This window comes from [Flexibacter] sp. ATCC 35208, from assembly GCF_001975825.1.
Taxonomy (GTDB): Bacteria; Bacteroidota; Bacteroidia; order Chitinophagales; family Chitinophagaceae; genus Chitinophaga.
This window is the reverse complement of the sequence record NZ_MTKN01000091.1, coordinates 1-22,003: the sequence shown is the minus strand read 5'-3', so window position 1 is coordinate 22,003 and position 22,003 is coordinate 1. Positions and strand designations below refer to the sequence as shown.

At 44.2% G+C, this 22,003-nt stretch carries 16 protein-coding genes; 8 read left to right on the top strand and 8 right to left on the bottom strand.

Annotated features, from left to right (window positions below; genetic code table 11):
- Positions 1–102 precede the first annotated feature (102 nt).
- Positions 103–1,179 (top strand): SGNH/GDSL hydrolase family protein, encoded by a 1,077-nt coding sequence (locus BW716_RS31965; RefSeq protein ID WP_083730123.1) that lies wholly within the window; start codon positions 103–105, stop codon positions 1,177–1,179.
- A gap of 171 nt (positions 1,180–1,350) precedes the next feature.
- A complete protein-coding gene (locus BW716_RS31960) occupies positions 1,351–4,299 on the top strand; it encodes an FAD-binding and (Fe-S)-binding domain-containing protein (RefSeq protein WP_083730122.1) in 2,949 nt (982 codons plus the stop codon).
- A gap of 159 nt (positions 4,300–4,458) precedes the next feature.
- On the opposite strand, the gene BW716_RS31955 is transcribed toward BW716_RS31960, so the two are convergent.
- Positions 4,459–5,346, bottom strand: coding sequence for a DUF4349 domain-containing protein (locus tag BW716_RS31955; protein ID WP_083730121.1), 888 nt, complete (start codon positions 5,344–5,346; stop codon positions 4,459–4,461).
- 92 nt (positions 5,347–5,438) lie between these two features.
- Here BW716_RS31955 and BW716_RS31950 point away from each other — a divergent pair, with 92 nt between their 5' ends.
- Entirely contained in the window at positions 5,439–5,876 is a 438-nt protein-coding gene (locus BW716_RS31950) for a hypothetical protein (protein ID WP_143709155.1), read from the top strand.
- A 197-nt stretch (positions 5,877–6,073) separates the two neighbouring features.
- Here BW716_RS31950 and BW716_RS39275 read toward each other — a convergent pair whose 3' ends face one another.
- Positions 6,074–6,211, bottom strand: a complete 138-nt coding sequence (locus BW716_RS39275) for a VOC family protein (protein WP_143709154.1) — start codon at positions 6,209–6,211, stop codon at positions 6,074–6,076.
- Positions 6,212–6,289: 78 nt separating this feature from the next.
- On the opposite strand from BW716_RS39275, the gene BW716_RS31945 reads away from it, so the two are divergent.
- Positions 6,290–6,823, top strand: a complete 534-nt coding sequence (locus tag BW716_RS31945) for an NADPH-dependent FMN reductase (RefSeq protein WP_083730119.1) — start codon at positions 6,290–6,292, stop codon at positions 6,821–6,823.
- Here BW716_RS31945 and BW716_RS31940 read toward each other — a convergent pair.
- The 3 genes from BW716_RS31940 to BW716_RS31930 form a co-directional block, all read right to left on the bottom strand.
- Complete coding sequence (locus BW716_RS31940) at positions 6,820–7,827, bottom strand: outer membrane beta-barrel protein (RefSeq protein ID WP_083730118.1); 1,008 nt, start codon at positions 7,825–7,827, stop codon at positions 6,820–6,822. The genes BW716_RS31945 and BW716_RS31940 overlap by 4 nt on opposite strands.
- 427 nt (positions 7,828–8,254) lie before the next feature.
- On the bottom strand, positions 8,255–9,418 hold the full coding sequence (locus BW716_RS31935; RefSeq protein ID WP_143709153.1) for a BamA/TamA family outer membrane protein: 1,164 nt from the start codon (positions 9,416–9,418) through the stop codon (positions 8,255–8,257).
- A gap of 7 nt (positions 9,419–9,425) precedes the next feature.
- On the bottom strand, positions 9,426–9,704 hold the full coding sequence (locus BW716_RS31930) for a SelT/SelW/SelH family protein (protein ID WP_083730116.1): 279 nt from the start codon (positions 9,702–9,704) through the stop codon (positions 9,426–9,428).
- Between the two features lie 104 nt (positions 9,705–9,808).
- Between BW716_RS31930 and BW716_RS31925 the strand changes: the two genes are divergently transcribed.
- Positions 9,809–11,833 (top strand): ATP-binding protein, encoded by a 2,025-nt coding sequence (locus tag BW716_RS31925; RefSeq protein WP_083730115.1) that lies wholly within the window; start codon positions 9,809–9,811, stop codon positions 11,831–11,833.
- A 238-nt stretch (positions 11,834–12,071) separates the two neighbouring features.
- On the opposite strand, the gene BW716_RS31920 is transcribed toward BW716_RS31925, so the two are convergent.
- Positions 12,072–12,932: a neutral zinc metallopeptidase gene (locus tag BW716_RS31920; RefSeq protein ID WP_083730114.1), complete on the bottom strand. Its 861-nt coding sequence runs from the start codon at positions 12,930–12,932 to the stop codon at positions 12,072–12,074.
- A 111-nt stretch (positions 12,933–13,043) separates the two neighbouring features.
- Between BW716_RS31920 and fdhD the strand changes: the two genes are divergently transcribed.
- Positions 13,044–13,844 (top strand): formate dehydrogenase accessory sulfurtransferase FdhD, encoded by an 801-nt coding sequence (fdhD, locus tag BW716_RS31915; protein WP_083730113.1) that lies wholly within the window; start codon positions 13,044–13,046, stop codon positions 13,842–13,844.
- A complete protein-coding gene (locus tag BW716_RS31910) occupies positions 13,841–16,336 on the top strand; it encodes an FdhF/YdeP family oxidoreductase (protein WP_083730112.1) in 2,496 nt (831 codons plus the stop codon). The genes fdhD and BW716_RS31910 overlap by 4 nt, the downstream gene beginning before the upstream one ends.
- Here the strand turns inward: BW716_RS31910 and BW716_RS31905 are convergent.
- Both BW716_RS31905 and BW716_RS31900 read right to left on the bottom strand, forming a co-directional pair.
- Positions 16,329–18,272 (bottom strand): hypothetical protein, encoded by a 1,944-nt coding sequence (locus BW716_RS31905; protein WP_083730111.1) that lies wholly within the window; start codon positions 18,270–18,272, stop codon positions 16,329–16,331. The genes BW716_RS31910 and BW716_RS31905 overlap by 8 nt on opposite strands.
- A gap of 204 nt (positions 18,273–18,476) precedes the next feature.
- Positions 18,477–19,238 carry a DUF695 domain-containing protein gene (locus tag BW716_RS31900; RefSeq protein ID WP_083730110.1) on the bottom strand — a complete coding sequence of 254 codons (762 nt, stop codon included), beginning with the start codon at positions 19,236–19,238 and terminating at the stop codon, positions 18,477–18,479.
- Between the two features lie 148 nt (positions 19,239–19,386).
- On the opposite strand from BW716_RS31900, the gene BW716_RS31895 reads away from it, so the two are divergent.
- The gene (locus tag BW716_RS31895) at positions 19,387–21,858 is read left to right on the top strand and encodes an outer membrane beta-barrel family protein (protein ID WP_083730109.1); all 2,472 of its coding nucleotides are present in this window, start codon (positions 19,387–19,389) and stop codon (positions 21,856–21,858) included.
- Positions 21,859–22,003: the final 145 nt, after the last annotated feature.

Here is a 22,003-nt window from a genome sequence, read left to right as displayed (position 1 = left end):
AAAAGACTAAACAACTTCATATATAACTGCGGCAAAATAAATATTTATTTCCGAAATTTAAAGATTCTCTCTTAATTTCACACTCCGACAAATCCATTTATTATGAAAAAACACTTTTGCCTGTTCCTGATTTGTATTATGCCCATACAGTTACAAGCACAGGAAAAATTTTCAACCATTAAAAGTAATGACCCACACATACACTATATGGGCCGTGTCATCCAGACAGATAATAGTGCACAGCTATCCTGGTCGGCAACAACGGCAAGTATAAATTTTAAAGGAACGGGGGTGAAGGTAAAGCTGAAAGATGAGCGGGGAGATAATTATTATAATGTAGTGGTAGATGGAAAAGTGATCAGTAAACTACAGCCTGATAGTACCGTACATACATATACGCTAGTAAGTGGATTGAAAAACGGGAATCATACCTTAGTACTCTTTAAGCGCACAGAATGGGCCATGGGTAAAACATGGTTGTATAATTTTGAAGTGGATGGTACGCTTTTACAAGCCCCTGTTGCGAAAAAAAGGAAGATCGAGTTCTATGGCAATTCCATTACCTGTGGGTATGCGGTAGAAGACAGCAGTGGCAAGGATAGAGGTACAGGTCCGTACGAGAATGCCTATATCAGCTATGCATCGCTGACAGCAAGACATTTTAATGCTGAATATCATTTAGTGGCAAAGAGCGGAATAGGAGTCCTTATCAGTTGGTTCCCCCTGATCATGCCTGAAATGTACGACCGTACTGATGCCACGGATGCTGCAAGCAAATGGGATTTTAGTAGTTATACGCCTGATCTGATCGTGATAAATTTATTTCAGAATGATAGCTGGCTGGTCGCAAAACCGGAACATGAACAATTCAAAGCGAAATTTGGTGATAAGGTGCCGGATGCAAAGACGATAGTAGCGGCTTATAGTAACCTGGTGAAAAAGATCCGGGATAAACATCCGAAAGCACAGATCATTTGTGCACTGGGCAATATGGATGCAACACGGAAAGGTTCACCATGGCCGGGCTACATAAAGGAAGCGGTACTCGGATTGCATGATGCGAAGATCCATACCTGCTTTTTCCCTTATAAGGACACACCGGGGCATCCAAATGCAAAGGAACAGGAGGCAATGGCAAATGAACTGATCGCGTATATCAGTAAAAATATAAAATGGTGATGTTTGATTTTTAAAGCCGGCCGCAGGCCATCCCTTTCCGCCGTTGATTGCTGATGCCGAAGGTATCTACAATCAACGGCGGTTATTTTTTTTCTGTTTTATGCCGGTTTACGAAACTTTCTTGCATTTTTCTGCCTGAATGTTCTAAATTGGAAGCTGTAAATTTACGGTATGATCAAGGAACAACTCAAGCAGGCTTTTAAGGAACTCAAACCACAACTGGCAGGCGATCTCTACTTCTCAGAAAACTCTCTGGACCGCACCATACTCATGGCATACTCTACAGATGCCTCCGTATACCAGGAATACCCAATGGGTGTCGCACTGCCAAAGAACAAAGCCGATATCGCTGCGTTGATCCGATTCAGCAAAACCCACAAGATTCCCCTCATTCCCCGCACCGCAGGTACCTCTCTGGCAGGTCAGGTAGTAGGACAAGGTCTGATCGTAGACGTTTCCCGCTACATGAATCGCCTTTTAGAGGTCAATAAGGAGGAAAAATGGGTCAGGGTGGAACCGGGTATCGAAAGAGACGTTTTGAACGAACTATTGCAACCTTATGGGCTTTTCTTCGGTCCGGAAACCTCCACCTCTAACCGTGCGATGATCGGTGGCATGATCGGGAACAACTCCTGTGGGTTGCATAGCATGGTCTGGGGCGCTACGCGCGACAATCTCCATTCCGTCGAAGTTGTCCTCGGCAATGGCGAGACCACTACATTTGAAGATATAGACACACAGGGCTTACAGCATAAAATGCTGCTCAACAACCTGGAAGGCAGTATTTACAGAACCATGCACGCCCTGCTCTCCAATAAAGAAAATCAGCAGGCCATCCGGGATGGCTATCCTACCCGTACTGTAAAAAGAAGGAATAGTGGCTATGCACTCGATGCCCTTCTTGATACAACACCTTACGGTGGTGCTGCCCCATTCAATCTCTCTCACCTGATTGCCGGCTCAGAAGGTACTTTGGCATTCGTGACTGAAGCAAAACTCAAATTGCTGGATGCGCCTCCAAAGGTGAACGGGTTGGTAGCCGTACACTGTACCAGCGTGAAAGAGTCGCTACAGGTAAACCTCATCGCTGTCAGACACCCGGTCACGGCTTCAGAACTCGTGGACGACGTGATCATGAACTTTACAAAAGGCCACCCTGAGCATCAGCAAAACCGCTTCTTTATGGAAGGTGAGCCGGCAGCGATTCTCATGGTTGAGTTTATGTGTCATACAGAAGAAGCATTACAGGCACAAACCAGCGCCTTCATTAACGAAGTCAAAGCAAAAAATTTAGGGTACGCTTATCCATTGCTGCGCGGCAACGATATCAATAAGGCCTGGAACCTGCGCAAATCAGGTCTCGGCCTACTCCGCAATATTAAAGGCGATGCACAACCCGTGAACCTCATCGAAGACTGTGCAGTAGCACCGGAAGATCTGCCTGAATACATCGACGACCTGCAGGAAATGCTCAAATCCATGGGATTGAAAGCCTCTTACTACGCACACGCTGGCGCCGGTGAACTACACGTAGAACCTATCATCAATTTAAAAATTGAAGAAGGCAGAAAGCAGTTCCGTGAAGTATTGGAAAAGACCGCCGCCATTGTGAAAAAATACAAAGGCTCCCTTAGTGGAGAGCACGGCGATGGTCGTTTGCGCGGCGAATTTATCCGCTTCATGATGGGGGACAAATGTTATGATTGCTGCAAACAGGTGAAGCTATTATACGATCCTGAATATCTCTTTAACCCGGGTAAGATTATCGATCCGCCACCCATGGATCAGTTCTTCCGTTTCAAGCAACCTGCAGCCGGAGGAAAGATAAAAACATACTTTGATTTCTCTGAAACCAATGGCATCTTATCACTAGCAGAAAAATGCTCTGGTTCAGGCGATTGCCGTAAAACGCATTTCGCGGGCGGTACAATGTGTCCCAGCTATATGGCCACCCGTTTTGAAAAAGATACAACCCGTGCAAGAGCGAATGTATTACGTCAGTTCCTTGCTCAGGATAATACAGCACAGGCTTTCAATCATGAAGAGATTGGTCATGCTATGGATCTCTGTCTCAGCTGTAAAGGCTGTAAAGCAGAATGCCCATCCAGTGTGGATGTATCCAAGCTGAAAGCAGAATACCTGCAACAGTATTACGATACCAACGGTACGCCTTTGAAAGCGCGGATGATAGGAGAGTTCCCTTTCCTCAGCAAAATGGCGTCCGTCGCACCTGGTTTATACAATTTCGCCTTCTCCAATAAATTTACTTCCGGCATACTCAAAGGCATGATGAACATGGCGCCGGAGCGCCATGTTCCTGCATTACAGCCTCAAACATTACGCGTCTGGTACAAGCAGTTCAGGCAACAACAAGCTGGCAAAAATTTCACACACAAAGTCTTCCTGTTCTGTGATGAATTTACCAATTACAACGATGTACATATCGGACAGCGTTGTATAGAACTGTTGACAGCACTGGATTACGAGGTGATCATACCAGATCATATTGAAAGCGGCCGCACGCATTTGTCAAAGGGTTTGGTGAAGAGAGCCAAAACAATTGCAGCAAAGAATGTGCAGCTATTATCGTTCCTGATTGACCAGCCACATTTTTTGATCGGGCTGGAACCTTCAGCCATCCTTACTTTCAGGGATGAGTATATCGATCTGCTTTCAGGGGAACTGAAAGAGAAAGCAAAAGGATTAGCATCCAGGGTGAAATTGTTTGAAGAGTTCTTATCAGCAGAAATGGATGAAGGCCGTATTCGCAAAGAGTCCTTCAGGAGTGATGCGCGTAAGATCGTGATCCATGGGCATTGCCATCAAAAGGCGTTGTCCTCGGTCAATTATATCAAAAAAGTGCTGTCATGGCCGGCGCATTATGAGGCAACGGTGATTAATTCCGGTTGCTGTGGAATGGCTGGATCATTTGGCTTTGATAAAGATCATTACGAAACTTCGATGAAGATAGGGGAACTTGTTTTGTTTCCTGCTGTAAGAAGTCAGGCGGATGATGTGATAATAGCTGCACCTGGTACCAGCTGCCGTCATCAGATATTGGATGGTACTGGCAAGACAGCATTGCATCCGGCAGAGGTGTTGTTTGCTGCGTTGGTGTAGTTACTGTTTTTTGTTTTCAGATACATAGATGACGATATAATATTTGGGTATTTAAAAGCATGTTAGTGGCCACTTTCGGTGTAATTCATTTTGTTCTTTAAACTTATTAATATTCACCTGGCGGTTGCCTGAATTTTTGTATTTAAATACACAGCAGCATCACTTAGCAACTACTTTCCGTGCAGATATTTTCTTATATCCAATTACACCTGCAATTGTCAACAATACAAAAGGCCATAATTGCAGCAGGAACAAAAACACATTACGCAGAGCTGTTGCACCCGTGCCCAACGCTGTCAGCAGCTCTGTTCCAAACCCTGCACGGATGGCACTTTCAGGGTTTACGACAATTTGCATATCTGCCTGTTGTGGTTGGGATAATTTCACAGTTAAAGTCGCGAAATTCGCATCGTCCAGAATAGCAAAATTTGCAATCTTCCGGTCTATCGTTTCATTACTTTTAGTCTCCTGGTAAGTTGCAGTTGCTATCGGATCAGACTTTTTTGTCACGGCTACTGTAGGCACAGGGACCTGATTCTTCATGGAATTTCCCAGGTATTCCAGTGTTTTATCATCATCCTTTAACGTACGTGCACTCACAAAAGTAGCAACATTGGTGAGTGTGCTCACAAGCGAATCCAGCTTTTCGACAGGTACTTTCATAGTTAGGTTTGCCACCGCAGTAAAGAGCTGTACATGTTTCATGGAATCGCCTTTATAAGGTAGATCCTGTGAGGTTCCAAATTCATTTGAAAGCGTACTTTCCACCACATAACCATTGAGTTTGTTTGTAGCATGTTCGAGTGTAGTAGCGGCACTAAATACATTGGCTACACGACAATTTACATCAGCCGTTCTAACATGTTTACGTGAAGGGGAATTGAGTGCCGGCACTTCTTCGCCGGACTTTGCTGCGGCTTCCACCGTTTCCGTATAGGAGTTGGAATCCTGAGCGACAGTACTATCCAGTGTACTGCGATAGCTACTACCTGCAGAACAGGCATAGAGGGTCATGGCGGGGACCACCAGGTAACAATAAGGACGCATAAGAATGTGTTTTCTTTTTATACTCCGAACCGGTAAAAGGTAACCTTTGATGAAAAGTTTAAAAAATGTTAAATTGGGTCAAACCCATTCAGATGAAATATTTATTATTACCATTGTTCATCTTATGCTGTAGTATCACGTTTGGACAAAACCTGGAAGACACGCCATTCAAAGGAGCTAAAAAAGTAATAGCGGCATATGGTATACAAGGAGATGAATTGATTACTTATCTATGTCAGCAATTACTCGATTATGGTTACACGCCGGACAAGATAAACAGGGAGTTTCATTTCATTACCACAGAAGAGAAAAATCAGGAAACTATAGTGTATGTGATGAGAATATACATCAGGGGAGATGTGGTGGAATATAGCGCAAGAGAGGCGTCTGCTTATGAAAAAGGCAAACAGGAAAAACAGCAGTCGGAGTATGGGTCGAATACAGGATTGTTTGCACACCATGAGTGCTTTAATGACATGATGGAATTTATAAAAAGGACAAAACCTGATAAGATTCGATTTAGTAAATAAAATGATATTGGGACGTATCCTAAGTAACAGGAAAGCCCTGAGAATTGCATATACGAGGATTCTGTTACCCGAATAAAACATTCATGAAAGCGGGAATAAGTCGGCATAAAGCCTGTAAAATGGGAACAAACCCTATCCCATAAAGAAATTATCTATTTAACATAATATAAATTATAAGCCTTAAATAGTAAAGGGAATCATTGCCGCCTGCATGAGATTAAATGCCGGCAGCGCCCAGGTTTTTTGTACACTAAACCCAATAGCGCCGTATAAAACCGAATCGTCTCATCAAAATTATTCGCACGAATCGCAACATGATGCAAACCTAATACCATGTGTTTCTTACTTTTGTTCCACGACTAAGTGATTCGTGATAGCACCTCCTTGTGCGTGCTTACAAAATTGTTAGGTATATGTTTAAGATCTTGTGTATTTCCGGCAGCCTGCGCCCAACCTCTTCAAATACAAACATTTTAAAGGCCATCCCGCAATTAGCAGAATGGCCGGGCATTTCATTTTCGATATATGAAGGCTTAGATCAGTTGCCGTATTTTAGCCCTGAACTGGATTATGAAGGATCTACGCCAGCCGCTACTGTAGCGGATTTACGCGCACAACTCAGCATAGCAAATGCTGTAATCGTATGCACACCGGAATATGCTTTTGGCATACCCGGCGTGCTAAAAAACGCGTTGGACTGGATCGTTTCCAGCGGAGAATTTGTTGATAAACCTACAGCCGTAATCAGTGCTTCACCTATGATGACCGGTGGTGACAAAGCAAATGCCTCACTGGTACAAACATTAAAAGTGATGACGGCAACAATTACAGACGATCGTATCCTTACTATACCAACCGTACGTACGAAAATCGATGCTGCCGGCAATATTACTGACAATACACTTAAAGCAGATCTCGTTAAAATTGTAACCAGTTTAATCTCCTAAAACCGCCATCTCAACCCAACATTACCACCCAAACCGCCAATATTAATATAAGACTTCAAATCATTCGAAGGCTTACTATCGTCCTTATACGTCACCGTCGCACCGGACTGACTCACCGCCGTATTAGAATTCTGATCCAGCGTTGACTGATACTCTGTATGCCTTTCTGCCGTAGACAGATCATCCAGCCCACGATGCTGGGTTGCAATTACCTGACCCGTAGTCGAACTTAGAATATTCGTTGTCTCATCATACGCAGTCACTTCTTTTTTCTTGCTGCGCACCGGAATATTTCTGTACTCAGTTTCAATGAATACATCCAGCTTCGCCGCTACCGGGAATACAATCCCGAAAGCTCCCTGAAATCCAACGGTGATATTCGGATCTACACGCTCATCGCGTGAAATCGTCGTCTTGGTCACCACCGCCGAACCGCCAACCACCGCAGAACCAGTCTGACTCGCATCTGTATGGATATTCAACTCACCCCACAACGGCACTACAAATCCAACACGTACATACGGATCGACCCTGGCAAAACCGGGATGAATCACGACTGCAGGTGCAAAATCAACCGCATTAACATATCCATGCGATTCTATCTTACCCAATTCCGTACTCGAACCAGCCAGTACTGTTACCTCACGGGTCATAAGGTTTTTCTTACTGTGATAGTAATTAAAAGCAGCTTCCACAGCGATGTACTGATTGATATTCCAGCCGAAGGAGAGTCCTCCCCTGCTGCCTGCGCCATACGATCCGGTCAGGACCTTTTCAGAAACTGTTGTTGTAGTTCCTGTCGAAGAATTATACGATTTCTGCTCATCATGTGGCTCATAAGGACCCACTTTGGGAAACTCACCAGGAAAAACACTGAAGAAATAGCCACCGGCTACTTTAACATAAAACTTTGAGGGCGCTGCTATTTTCTGGTCTTGCGCGTGTAAGGTGTACGAGCTTGCTACCGTCAGAAATAAGGTGGTAAACAGGGCTAAGTTTTTCATTTTAGTGGAACATTTGGGTGAAAACTAACGTGTTCTATCAATTTAACGAATTTAAATGAAAATGAAAAAACATTGAGATGCCACTGAGTATGGCCAATGAGTAGGGTGTAGCTTCGTCATCATTACGGTACTAATAGTACATCAAAAGGGCACCTCAATATCCCTTGGATATACAAGTGCCCTTTTAGTGACCTTATAGTATACTAGTAGTGACGAAGTCGTACTATAGCCGTGACCTGATTGCATACTAGCCGCGACCCGGTTATTTACGGATTATATGTTTGATTTTGATGCCCTTTGGAAGACCTGGCTGGTTGGTACAAAGTGTTATTAAGGTTGGTACAAAGAGTTATTAAGGCCAGTGACCTGATTATATACAGCTTATTTTATGTAAATAGAACCTGATTATTAACTACTTATCTTTTATCTAAAACGCCTCTGCCAGCGACAAATACAAACCCGACTGCCTGTCCTCTCCTGTCCGCTTCTCTCCCCACGCATAATCAATCCGTATGGTCAGCTTTGACCCCTCATCATAGAACCACCTAACCCCCATACCATAAGCCGGCTTAAAATGATCCACCCCAAAATCATGGTTATTAAACACCGCTCCTGTAGCCCCAAATGCCGCCAGGGCAAACTTAGGCTGCATATGCAAAAACCAGATATTGATGGGAATCTTCGGATCCAGAAAATACCGGTACTCCGCCTGGAAAGCCAGATAATTCTGATCCCTGTAGCGACCCGTATAATACGCCCTCATCATCTGATCATTCCCCATCTCGGGCAATAAATAAAACGGCAAAGAACTACCCTGCAATGAATTAAATACCCCATTCACTCCCAGCGTACTCTTACGGGAAATGGGCACAAAATGCTTCGCCTGCGCGTCAATCTTCCACAAAGTTTGTTTACTCAAAAACGATGGCGCATATGCCACATTCAAACGCACCCAGGAACCCGTGTGCGTATAATTCTGATTATCCCGGTTATCAAAAATTCCCGTCGCACCTATAAAAGTCACATACCCCCCATCTTTATCCGTCAATGCCATCCCCGGATAAATCCCTTTACTCTCATTCTGCTCATAAGCATCATGCTGGTACTGCAAAGACATACCCGCATAAAAATGCCCGCTAAGCCGCTTCTCCCCTTCCACCAAAACCTTGTATCGCTGGTTTCCCAACAGGGTCCCATCAGCCTTGCGGGTGGTATCCCCAATACCATAGAAGTACAATGGATAATCATGATAACGGATATTACTTTTGAAATGCCAGTTATTATGATCTGTCCAGAAATCGGTTTTTAATTCTATCTTATACTGACTATTGGTTGTCAATGCAGGAATTAAACTAATCGTGGAGTTGCGCAATAAAGGATCTTTCTTATCTGTATAAAAAGAATATAGCATAGCAGCTCCAATCTCCAACCCTTTCTCAGGAGAATATCCCAATACAGGCAATGGAAAAAAACTTTTTTTATGAACTACAGAAGTATCCTTTATGAAAATGGATTTATCATCCTGCGCTTTCAGGGATCCACACAACAATAAAAATAGTACAGCCGTACAAGAGAGTGAACGTGTCTTCAATTTATTCTTATTTTCTATCTGAGTGACCCAGGCTTTTCTCAGGGGCGACTTTGTCTCTTACCTGTTGTTTAACTTCTTTAATTTCAGGGAAATGTCCAATCACCTTACGGTCTATCAGCACCTCGTCATTCACATAAATAATAAAGCTACCGCCTACTTCACTGGGCCTCAGGGTCACGCCATGCAGCTCTTCTGCAAATGTGGTCAATAATTCCTGTGCCATCCAGGCTGCTCTCATCAGCCACCCACATTTGGGGCAATATTCGATTGTAACTGTCGGTTTCATGGGGGGAAAGTTACAACGATTCCAGTAAATATACTTTGCATCCAATTTTTTTATAATTTTAGCACAGCATTCAGGTGACCCTAAGAAAATAATTTGTACCGATAATGAATACTTTCTGGCAGAGAAGGAGATCTGCCCCTTACACCTTATTGATATTGATGCTGGCATTGTTCTTTACGAAGCCGGTGGCAAGTATGGCGCAATCACAATTGACTGATAGTCTGACAAAAGTGCTGGCCGCCCATACTACAAAAGATACCACCCGTGTCAACATACTCAATCAATTAAGCCGTTTTCTCTTTACCCAGGTTCCTTCCCTGACAGAGACTTACGCAAAAGAAGCTTTTTATATCAGCGATAGCCTATACTATCTGCCTGGTAAGTTGTGGGCTACCCGCAACCTCGCCCTGGCCGAAAATGCTAAAGGCAACCTGGAAAAACAGATGGACCTGACACTGGAAGCCCTCAAACTGGCGGAACAGCTGAATGACCTCAAGGCTACCGGGATACTCAATGCTGATCTCGGCAATATCCTGATCGAACAGCAACAACCCAGACAAGGTTTAATTTACCAGAAGAAAGCCCTGGCTATCAAACAGAAAGAAAATGACAAGGCTGAAATAGGTAAAACCCTGAACGGAATTGGGACCAGTTATATGATGCTCAAAGAATGGGACTCCGCCCTCCACTTTCTCTATGCTTCCGAAAGGATCAAGCTCGCCCTCAACGACCACCGCGGACTGGCCTATGCTTATGAAAATATTGGAATTATCCTCTCTGTAAAAGGAAATTATCAGGAGGCGCTTAGATACCACACCATGTCTTACCAATATTATAAGGAGTCAGACAATATTCAGGGGGTGGTAAAGTCGTACCTGAACATGGCTCAGACAAATACATTCCTGAAAGATTTTACTGCCGCTGAAGAAGACCTGCAAACCGCAGCCCGGCTCAATAAAAGTATGCAGAACACCCGGAATGAAATGATCTATTACCGATACCGTTCCATGCTGGACTCAGCCAGGGGGAACTTTGCCCAGGCACTGGAAAACTACAAGGAATTCCAAGCCCTGAGCGAGGACTTCTTTAGTACGGAAAAATCCCGCTTCATCGCCAATTCCAAAGAGAAATACGAGTCAGAAAAGAAACAACATGAAAATGAACTGCTGAAAAAAGAACAGCTGCTACACCTGGCTACCATCAGGCAACAACAGATTCTTGTAATTTTTTGTATTGCATTATTCATGGCACTTGCTACCATCACCGTATTGCTATACCGCATGTTCAAAAGACAAAAGGACCTGTATAGCCAGTTAAACAGCCGGAATCGTCGCGTTCAACAACAAAACCAGATCATTCTGGATCAGAATGCAGCCCTGGAAAGTGGCAACCAGGTAAAAGATAAAATCTTCTCTGTGATCTCTCATGATCTCCGGGCACCACTGGGTATCCTGGAAGGAATGTTGTTCTTGCTGAGGGATGAAAAGATGTCGCAGGAACAATTTAACATGTTCGTAGATGAGCTGTGGAGAGATATGAAAAATACTTCTTCCATGATGGATAACCTCTTGCAATGGGCCAATAGCCAGATGAAAGGAATTCGGGTAATGCCCGATGATTTTAATATCACGGTTTTGTTGAACAACGAGTTCGAATTGCTGCAAACCCTGGCCAGACAAAAGAATATTCAGTTAAATCACTACCTGCCGCCTGTGATCCATGTATTTGCAGATAAGGATATGATCCGCATGGTGCTGCGTAACCTGATTAGTAATGCTATTAAGTTTACGCCAAAAAACGGAAGTATTGTCATTGATTACCGGCTATCGCCGGATAAGGTGGAAGTGATGGTAAAAGATAATGGAATTGGAATTCCTTCCGAAGATCAATCCAAAGTTTTCTCCAATATTTATTATTCTACAACTGGTACACAAAATGAGAAAGGTTGTGGACTGGGATTGCCATTATCAAAGGATTTTATTCAACGAAACAATGGGGATATCTGGTTTCAAAGTTACAAAGAGAAAGGCACCAGTTTCCACTTCACACTTCCGTTGTCGGAAGAAGAGGAAACCAATGCCTATGGTAGGACGATTATTTTACAGCCAACAAGAGATTATTCACATTAGAAATATCAGCGGCTTTCATGTCAATTATATTTAACCAGAGATTACTTATATTAAAAAGTATCTCTGGTTTTTATTTTAAATTATATCCAACCGGAAATTCCTAGCATAACAAAATCTGGTTTTATTAAAAATTATATCCAATAAGCAATTCTTTGCATAACAAAATCTACGGCTTTATTTAAATTATATCCAACCAGTAGTTACCCGCATAACAAAGTTCCTCCGGCCTTTATTACAATTATAAATTACTCGCATTAAACGTATCCCCATCTTTAATATCCCCGGTATCAAACCCTTTCTTAAACCACCGCATACGCTGTGCTGAAGTTCCATGCGTAAACGCATCCGGTACCACTCTACCATTCGCCGCTTCCTGCAACTTATCATCACCCACCGCACTTGCTGCATTCAACGCTTCCTCAATATCTCCCGGATCCAATATATTATCCATTTTCTGCGCATGATGTGCCCACACCCCCGCCAAAAAATCCGCCTGCAATTCCAGTTTTACTGACAGTTTATTATATTCCTTTTCACTCAGCTGTGAACGCATTGCCTGCATCTTTCTACTTATACCCAGCAGGTTTTGAATGTGATGCCCTACCTCATGTGCAATAACATAGGCTTTAGCAAAATCCCCCACTACCTTGAACCGTGTCTCCATTTCATTAAAGAAGCTCAGATCCAGATACACCCGATCATCTGCAGGACAATAAAACGGTCCCATCGCTGATTGTGCCGTACCACAACCTGACTCGTCTACATCTGAAAACAATACCATTTTAGGCGCTTCGTATTCCTTATGCATTTCCTTGAACAGCTCCGTCCATACATCTTCTGTATTGGCCAAAACTGATGATGCAAAACGCGCTTCCTCATCACTGGCTTTCGTCACAGTCTGAGAAGTTGTTTGCTCAGTACCACCACCGGTACTTTGCGATACCTTGTTTAATAACGCCTGTGGACTTTGTTTGGTAATGAGTGCCAGTACAACGATGATGATAACGCCACCGATACCGATATTCCTCATACCCCCACCACCGCCGCCGCCGCGGCGATCTTCCACGTTATCGCTGAGTCGTCTGTTTTGCCAACGCATATAGATTGTTTTTGATTAATGAGTCCCGAAAGTACAAAATGACAGTGAAAAAAACGTACCAACACCGAAGGGACTGGCACGCCAACCATGAGATTTCTGTAACTTCGAAGTATGTCAAATCCCGCCATATCCTACGCGCACATTACAAGGGTAACGGATACACTTGTCACTGCTACTGAAGATGCCCTGGCAGCCGAGGAACCCCTCGAAATACGCCTGGTGCATAATGGCCAGCAGCAAAGTATTACAGTGACCATGCGATCGCCCGGACAAGATGAGGAACTCGCCGCCGGTTTTTTATTTACTGAGGGAATCATTACCCAATACGCAGCAATAAAAACCATTTATTATAATAATAACGTCGCCACCGTCACTTTACAACCAGGCATCACGCCTTCTTTACAACCCGCACAGCGAAATTTCCTGGCGAATGCAAGTTGTGGGGTTTGTGGTAAAACAGACCTGGATGCGATTTATACGCCTGTCTCCAAAACTCCCTCCCTTATCAAGGTTCCCGCCGCTATTTTGCATGAACTGCCAGCGTCATTACGTAACCAGCAAGCAGTATTTGATAATACCGGCGGCTTACATGCTGCTGCTTTATTCAATACGGAAGGAACTTTGCTGCACATAAAAGAAGATATCGGCAGGCACAATGCAGTGGATAAATTGATTGGCATTGGCATAAAACAAGATCTCGATTTTAGCCAATATGGATTGCTCCTCAGCGGCAGAGCCGGTTTTGAATTGATTCAAAAAGCCGCCGTTGCAGGTATCCCTGTCATCGCTGCTGTAGGCGCACCCAGCAGCATGGCTGTAAAAATGGCAAAAGAATGGGATATCACCCTGATCGGCTTCTTAAGAGAAGGGCGTTTTAATATTTATCATGGACAGGAAAAAATTGCGTTATGAACAAGACCAATGCTGAAAACCCGGAATCATCAATAGCAGGCTCCAACAATGAAGAACGATCCAACGCTGGAAATCCAGATTCATCCATAGCAAGCTCCCGCAATGGAGAACAATCCAACGCTGGAAACCCGGATTCATCCACAGCAAGCTCCCGCAATGGGAATCCAGATTCATTTAATACCAATTCCCTTCCCCTGAACCCACCCAACGCCGAAAACCCGGAAACCTTCACAGGACACTTCCGCCTTGGCAAACCCCAATCCTCTGCTGCCGGTCTACCCGCAGTCATCCACGCCATGCAGCACATTCTCGCTGAAATGGACGCCATCAGGGGTTTCAAAGCCTTAAACAAACTCAATCAGAAAAATGGCTTCGACTGCCCCGGCTGTGCATGGCCTGACCCCGACGATGAGCGATCCGGGATAGCCGAATATTGTGAAAACGGCGCCAAAGCCGTCGCTGAAGAAGCTACTACCAAACGCCTGGACGCCACCTTCTTCGCTCAAAACAGCGTAGCTGAACTGGCCACCCTCACCGACTACGAAATCGGGAAAAAAGGTCGGGTGGCTCAGCCCATGTACCTCGCCGAAGGCGCCACCCATTATACCCCCATCAGCTGGGACAAGGCATTCGAAAAAATCGGCACTCATCTCAATGCGTTGTCCTCTCCCAGTGAAGCCATCTTTTATACCTCCGGCCGTACCAGCAATGAAGCGGCTTTTCTATATCAATTATTCGTCAGGGAATATGGTACCAACAACCTCCCTGATTGTTCCAACATGTGCCACGAATCCAGTGGTGTCGCCCTCATCGAATCTGTCGGTATCGGCAAAGGCTCCGTCACACTCGATGACCTATACGAAGCCGAGGTGATTTTTATTTTAGGACAAAATCCCGGTACCAATCACCCCCGCATGCTCACTGCCCTGCAAAAGGCAAAAGCAAAAGGTGTGACCATTATCTCTGCGAATCCATTAAAAGAAACCGGCCTGCTCGGATTCATGAATCCGCAAACGGTGAAAGGGATGCTCCACATTGATAGTCACCTCACAGATATTTTCCTGCAGGTAAAGATCAATGGTGATATGGCCTTAATTAAAGCCATCAACCTGCTACTGTTAAAAGAAGAAGAAACCCACCCCGGCACCGTATTCGACCCTGAATTTATTCAAAACAACACCAGCGGATACGAAGCCTACATCGCCCATTTACAGGAACAAAACTTAGATCAGTTAGTCAATGACTGCGGTGTACCCTTATCACAAATAAAAGCTGCCGTCAATGCTTTAGTACATAAAAAGAAAATCATTGCCTGCTGGGCCATGGGACTCACCCAACACAAAAATGCCGTTGACACCATCAAAGAAATCGTCAACCTGCTATTGTTAAAAGGCAGCATCGGCAAACCCGGCGCCGGCACCTGCCCGGTACGCGGTCATAGCAATGTGCAGGGTGATCGTACCGTCGGTATTTTCGAAAGACCGCCGAAGGCGCTGTTAGATAAAATACAGGACGTATTTGGTTTCAACCCACCCAGGGAACATGGCTGGGATGTAGTCGCCGCTATCCGCGCCATGCGCGATGGCAAAGGCAAGGTATTCTTCGCCATGGGTGGCAACTTCCTTTCAGCCACACCCGATACCGTGCAGACTGCCAATGCGTTACGCAACTGTAACCTGACCGTACACGTATCTACAAAACTGAACAGAAGTCACCTGGTACATGGCAGAGAGGCCATTATCTTACCCACCCTCGGCCGTAGTGACAAAGACATCGTAAATGGGGAACGACAATTCGTGACCTGCGAAAACTCTATGGGAGTCGTTCAAATGTCCAAAGGCAATCTGCCGCCCATTTCTGACCAGCTACTCAGTGAACCCGTGATCGTGTGCCGGCTGGCCATGGCCACTTTAAAAGACCGCTCTGTAGTCGACTGGCCACGCTACACCCGTCACTATGATTATATCCGTGATGACCTGGAAAGGGTCATTCCGGGATTTGATAATTACAACCAACGGGTACGGCACCCCGGTGGATTTTACCTGCCCAACGGCGCCCGAGAAGGAAAATACAATACCACTAACCAGAAGGCGAACTTTAATGTGGCCCCTGTGACCCGAACTGCCTTAAATGACGATGAATTTATGATGATGACCATCCGGAGCCACGACCAGTTCAATACCACTATTTATGGTCTGGACGATCGGTACAGAGGTATCTACCAGGAGCGTCGTGTGATACTCATGAACGAAGCCGAAGCGGCGAAGCATCGAATAAAAGGTGGAGATAAGGTGGACTTATACAATGAATTTGGGGGTGTAGAAAGAATAGTGAGGAACTTTTTAGTGGTCCTGTACGATATTCCTGAAAGGTGCACCGCCACTTACTTTCCGGAGACAAATGCACTCGTACCGCTGGATAGCGTGGCCGATAAAAGTAATACGCCTACTTCCAAGCTGGTGATCATAAAAATAAAAAAATCAATCACCTGAAATTGATAAAATTCGGCATCTTCAGCGTAAAGATATCAAATCTGAAATCCACCGTCGTCGTAATTTCAAAGTAAACAGGTTTTACAGGTGCCGGTGCATTGGGGAAATAATTAATATCGAACAGGAGTGTATTAAGCGGCAGGTTTTCATTTTTGATTCTACAGCCTAGTCCAACCCCGCCATAAATGGGATTCTTAAAGACATTGTTACTATTGATCGTAAGCTGGGTGGCCTGCAGGGTGGTAAACCAGTTGAACTTAAAGCCCAGCACTTTCAGCGGACTATAATACACCGTCTCAGATCTCAGATTTATTCTTTGATAACCAGTCAGTGGAACCCCTTTATATCCATAGATTCCATGCTCCATATTTAACTGCAGGGGTTTATAAAAATAGGGGTTAGGGTTTCCCAGGTAATCAAAATAAGCAAATTCCCTGAACCGGCCCTTTCCCAACCTGAATGAACGACTATAATATTCCAGTTTGGTATGAATAACAGCATCTTCTGACCTGCCATTCTGATAAAAAGTACCTATCCCGATCTGGGCGTTAAAGATCCCTTTCAGTTTTGTAACCCAAAACTTCTGTCCTTCAATACCGGCATAAGCCCGGGTACGTCCTTTCCATGTTTCCCAACCGGAGGTTACACTCGCATTGTACCCGAGTGGAATATCCTCGGTTCTGCCAAACCCAAAGAAATGGGTAGACTTGAAGAACTCATTCCGGAATACAATGGCCTGCGCCAGGTAATAACGGTGATTATTATAAATAGGATCGTACTTATAAATTGGTTGCCTGGGTGTTTTAAGGAACATCTGGTTGGAATGTGCCAGCAGAATAGCCAGGTTAGGACGCTGATTGTTCAGGTTATGTTTGTCCTGTTTGATCAGGTTGTACCCTCCCCATAATTCCAGCAATTCGTACTTGTAATCCCTGTAAATGGTATCAGGTTGCTCACGGGCATTAATAGAGAAGCTCCTTCTCAAACCGATCCCACCTGCCCAATCGGCGGAAGAGTTATAGAGTGGCCTGTTGATATTTAAATAATAAGCGCCTTCAAATACCCCAGAATCCAGGGGGAAATAGTTATTGAGTGTCGTATACCCCAGCGAGACATCGGCAAAAGTGCCCAAAGCGTTGTATTTCGTATACTTTACCTCCGATCCCCAGGGCGGATTGTAGCTATTCTTCCAATAGGCGCCGACCCGCAATTCCTGACCGGCACCAAACAGGTTATTATTATAAATGGTGGTTCTCACGGCCGAAGTACTGGCTTCGCCGACATCAACACCATATTCAAATACATCTTTGGTCACCACCAATAGATCCAGTGAGTCCGGGCTGGCGCCGGCGTTTATAATATACAAACGGGCATCCTGCATATACGGCCGGCTACGCAGATAACGCTCATTGTCCGACATTTCGTAAGGGTTCAGGGTATCGCCTGATTTAAAGAACAATGCCTGCCGTATCACCCATTCTTCCGTATTATAGTGAAGGCGGTTGGCCAGTTTGATCAGCTTCATAGAAGTCGTAAACGCCGTATCCCGTATGTTCTGCGGACCGAATACATTAACCTTACGATAATAGATATCCCGGATCACCCTCCCGGTAAAAGGAATGAAATACTTTTCACTCTTAATAATACTGCTGTCTGTAGTAGGTGGTTCCGGTGCATTTTGCCGGGTCATTTTCCGGATCAGGGAGTCGCGGTAATCTCTGCGACGCAGGGAATCTCTATACTCCGCCACACGATGGAACCAGTTTCTGGAAGGCGGTTTGGGTTTAAATAACGGAATGGGGATCGTATCTGCGATCGGTTTGTATAATCTGGGTGGAAGGGTATCCCTCAGGGTGGAAACCCTGTATAAATAGTATGGAATAATAACCGTATCCTTTCGCGTGCTGCCATATGCATGCCGAATGAGTAACGGCATAGTCAGGCAACAGCAAACCAGAAAGTGTAACAATATTTTTGATCGATTTCCCACTCGTATAATAACTTATATGCCCTTCTTAGCAAAGAGCATACAACAGTTGTAAGTAATCTAAATAAAAATCCCGAACCTACACACGCGAAAAAATCGCTTATGCCTTAGACATAAGCGATTTGATCCAATAAATGGACTATCGGAAACAGATTAACTGTTTACAACCGTCGTTTCCCAGCCATTGTAGTCTGCATTGATAGCCTGTGCCAGTTCAAACAACAAAAGCACGACAGCATTGATGCTTCGTTCATCTGTACAGTCATGTCTGGATACATGCAGGCTGTAAGGCCGTTCTTCATTGCCACTCAGGTTACGCTGCTGCACAACAAATCCTTCTTTGCTGATCTGCTGCCAGTATCGCTCCCTATCTTCTTCCGAATTGAAATAAATATAGTGATCAATGTGTCTGGCTTTTTCCTCAATATCCCCATGTTGTTTCAGCGTGCGCAGCACCTTACGGTTCTGTATACGCTGGAACTCAACCTTATCAGGTAGCAGGAAATCAAAATACAATTCCCAGGTACGATCTTCCTTTACTCCAAAATCATATTGATAATTAGGAAATCCGATCATCACATCAGCTATATGCTTATCATATAATGTTGTGTCACCGGAATAAAAATAAAAATCTCTTACACCATTGGAAATCGTCCTGCCCACAAAGTGTGCATTCAGTTTTGTTTCCAATCCTTTGACCAGGCTGTCCTCAATTTCACCCAACACTTGAAACTCTTCTCCCTGTGGAAACCCATCGGCCCGGGGAGTATTCAAATATACAGACACATAAATAGCATGCGGTTTACTGTTCAGCGGTGCGAATCGCCGTAGGTCGAGGTCTAGCCCTATAATGGCCGGGTGGTCATCTATGTGACAAGTGTATAAATCCCAATCTGGCTGGTAGGCGTTAGACATAAAAATTTGCTATTCGAAAATTGTAACGGTCCGGCTGTAAAGATACATCAATCATGTTCGCCATTCATCCATTATCGCAGGAAACTTTTTATAAAACATTTATTTTTAGCTGTAGTTACAGGCTAACATTAGAAAAGTTATTTGGATCATGCACAAATTTGTCTCGTTATTTATGGGAATGACGCTGTCATTTCTATCATTTTCTTATGCTCAACAAAACAACCAACAATCACCTGAAAATGGGTCTATTCAGGGAAAATTGATGGATGAACAAACCAATGCTCCCATCGAGTATGCCTCCGTTGCCATCCTGCGCTCCGTCGATTCCAGCGTAGTGACCGGTATGCTCTCGAAACCAAACGGCGATTTTAATTTCCCTGTAATTCCTACAGGAAAGTATTTATTGAAGGTAAATTTCATAGGTTATTCTACCGTTTATAAAGCAATTGCCTTAACATCAAAAAATAATATTATTGATGTTGGCAATATCAAGCTCGGCACTAATGCGAAAGTATTGGCTGCTGTAGAGATCGTAGGTGAAAAGCCCGCTTACACCATGGCGATTGATAAGCGCGTTTTCAATGTGGAAAAAAATATTTCCAGCGTAGGCGGTACCGCCACCGACGTTTTGAAACAGGTACCGGCGGTAAGTGTAGACATTGACGGTAATGTGACTGTCCGGAATGGTTCTCCGACCATTTTTGTTGACGGCCGCCCTACTACCCTGACCATGGATCAGATTCCTGCGGATGCTATTGCGAATATCGAAGTGATCACCAACCCATCTGCAAAATATGATGCGGAAGGTGTGAGTGGTATATTAAATATAGTATTGAAGAAAAACAGGAAAGCTGGCATCAACGGACAGGTGAACGCAGGTATTTCTTCTTTGGGTGGTGCGAATGGCGGTTTCGATTTCAGTATCCGCCGTGAAAAGTTCAATCTCTCCCTGAGTTATAATGTGCGTTCCCGTAAAGGTTCTTCTAAAGAACACCTGTTCCGTAAGAACATCGGTACAGATACGACTACTTACCTGGACCAATATGAAAATGGTGACCAGAGCCGTAAGTTTCAATATGGCCGTATCGGCTTTGACTGGTTCATGGACAACCGTAATACTTTTAGCATCAGCACCAGCATCAACGCAGGCGATTTCCGTGATGATAATAACCTGACACTGTACAACCTGAACACCGGCAAAGAGCAGGTAAGATATGGTTCAGGTGTGGACAATGACAATCACAACTTTCGCAACTATGCCGGTCAGTTGGGGTATAAACATACTTTTGCAAAACAGGGTCACGAGCTGACGGCTGATTTCAATTACAACTACGCCACCAGCAATGATGGTAGTGATTATTCATTACAATATTATACGTTGGATCATGTTGCAATCGATACACCCACCGCCCCTGCTAAACGATATGCGTATGGTGGTGGTAACACCACTTATGTGACGGGTCAGATTGACTACGTAAATCCACTGTCTGAAAACTCAAAGGTTGAAGCAGGTTTGCGTACCACCAGCCGTATCTTTAATAATACGCTGACTACCATGGGACTGAACAATGCTACCGGAAACTACGTTTTTGATAGCTCACTCTCTAATAACTATCATTACAAAGAAACCATCAACGCAGGTTACATCAGCTACTCCGGTCAGTTGGGAAGCTTTGGTTACATGGGTGGTTTGAGAGGTGAACAGTCTTATTACAGTGGTGATATGACCAGCACGACTAAAAGTAATTATAAGATCAGTTACCCTATCAGCCTGTTTCCCAGTATGTTTCTGTCTCAGAAGTTCAAAGGTGATCATGAGCTGCAGCTGAATTACACACGTCGTGTACGTCGTCCATGGTTCAGGGACCTGTTGCCTAACCTGAATTACACCGCACAGAGTGCAAGTCGTGGTAACCCGACATTAAAACCTGAATTCACCAATTCATTTGAGTTTAGCTATCTGAAAGATTTCAATCGAAAGCACAATGTAATGGTGTCTTTATATTTCCGTAATACAAAGAATGCGATCACCGATTACTCATCTGATACTACCATTACCGTGAATGGTGTAGCACAGAAAGTCGTATTGACTTACCCTGTGAATGCAGATACAAGGAATGCATATGGTGCGGAGTTTACCGTGCGTAACCAGTTGACCAAAGACTGGGATGTGACTACGAACCTGAACATGGCACAAACGAAGATCAATGCTTCCAACCTGCAGACGAACCTGACAAATTCAGGGTTTATCTTCTTTGGAAAGATCAATACAAATTACAAATTGCCGTATAGAACGACCTTACAGGTTACTGGCATCTATGAGTCCAAACAGATTATGGCTCAGGGAGAAAGAGCCGGAAAATATACCGTGGATGCGGCGCTGCGCAAGGAGTTCCTGAAAGACAGATCACTGGTGGTGTCTATGGGTATCAATGATATTTTCAATACAGATCGGAGTATCAATTATACAAATACTGATTATTCTGAGCAGGAATATTATCGCAAGCGTGCTACCCGCGAAGCGCGTTTGAATGTGTCCTGGAGATTTGGTAAGATTGACGCAGGAAAAAAGAAAGAGAATAAAAAAGGAGAAGAACAGGGAGGGAATGGTGATTTCTAATTTCGTTATAACTGTTTTGTCCTATTAATATAATGATTTCTGATTACTGACAGGCAAGCGTCAGCGATCAATTTGTTTGTGTGGTTTTTGCAGCGCCTTCAATATTTGGGGGCGCTGCTTTTTTATTTATGAAGTTGTTTATACT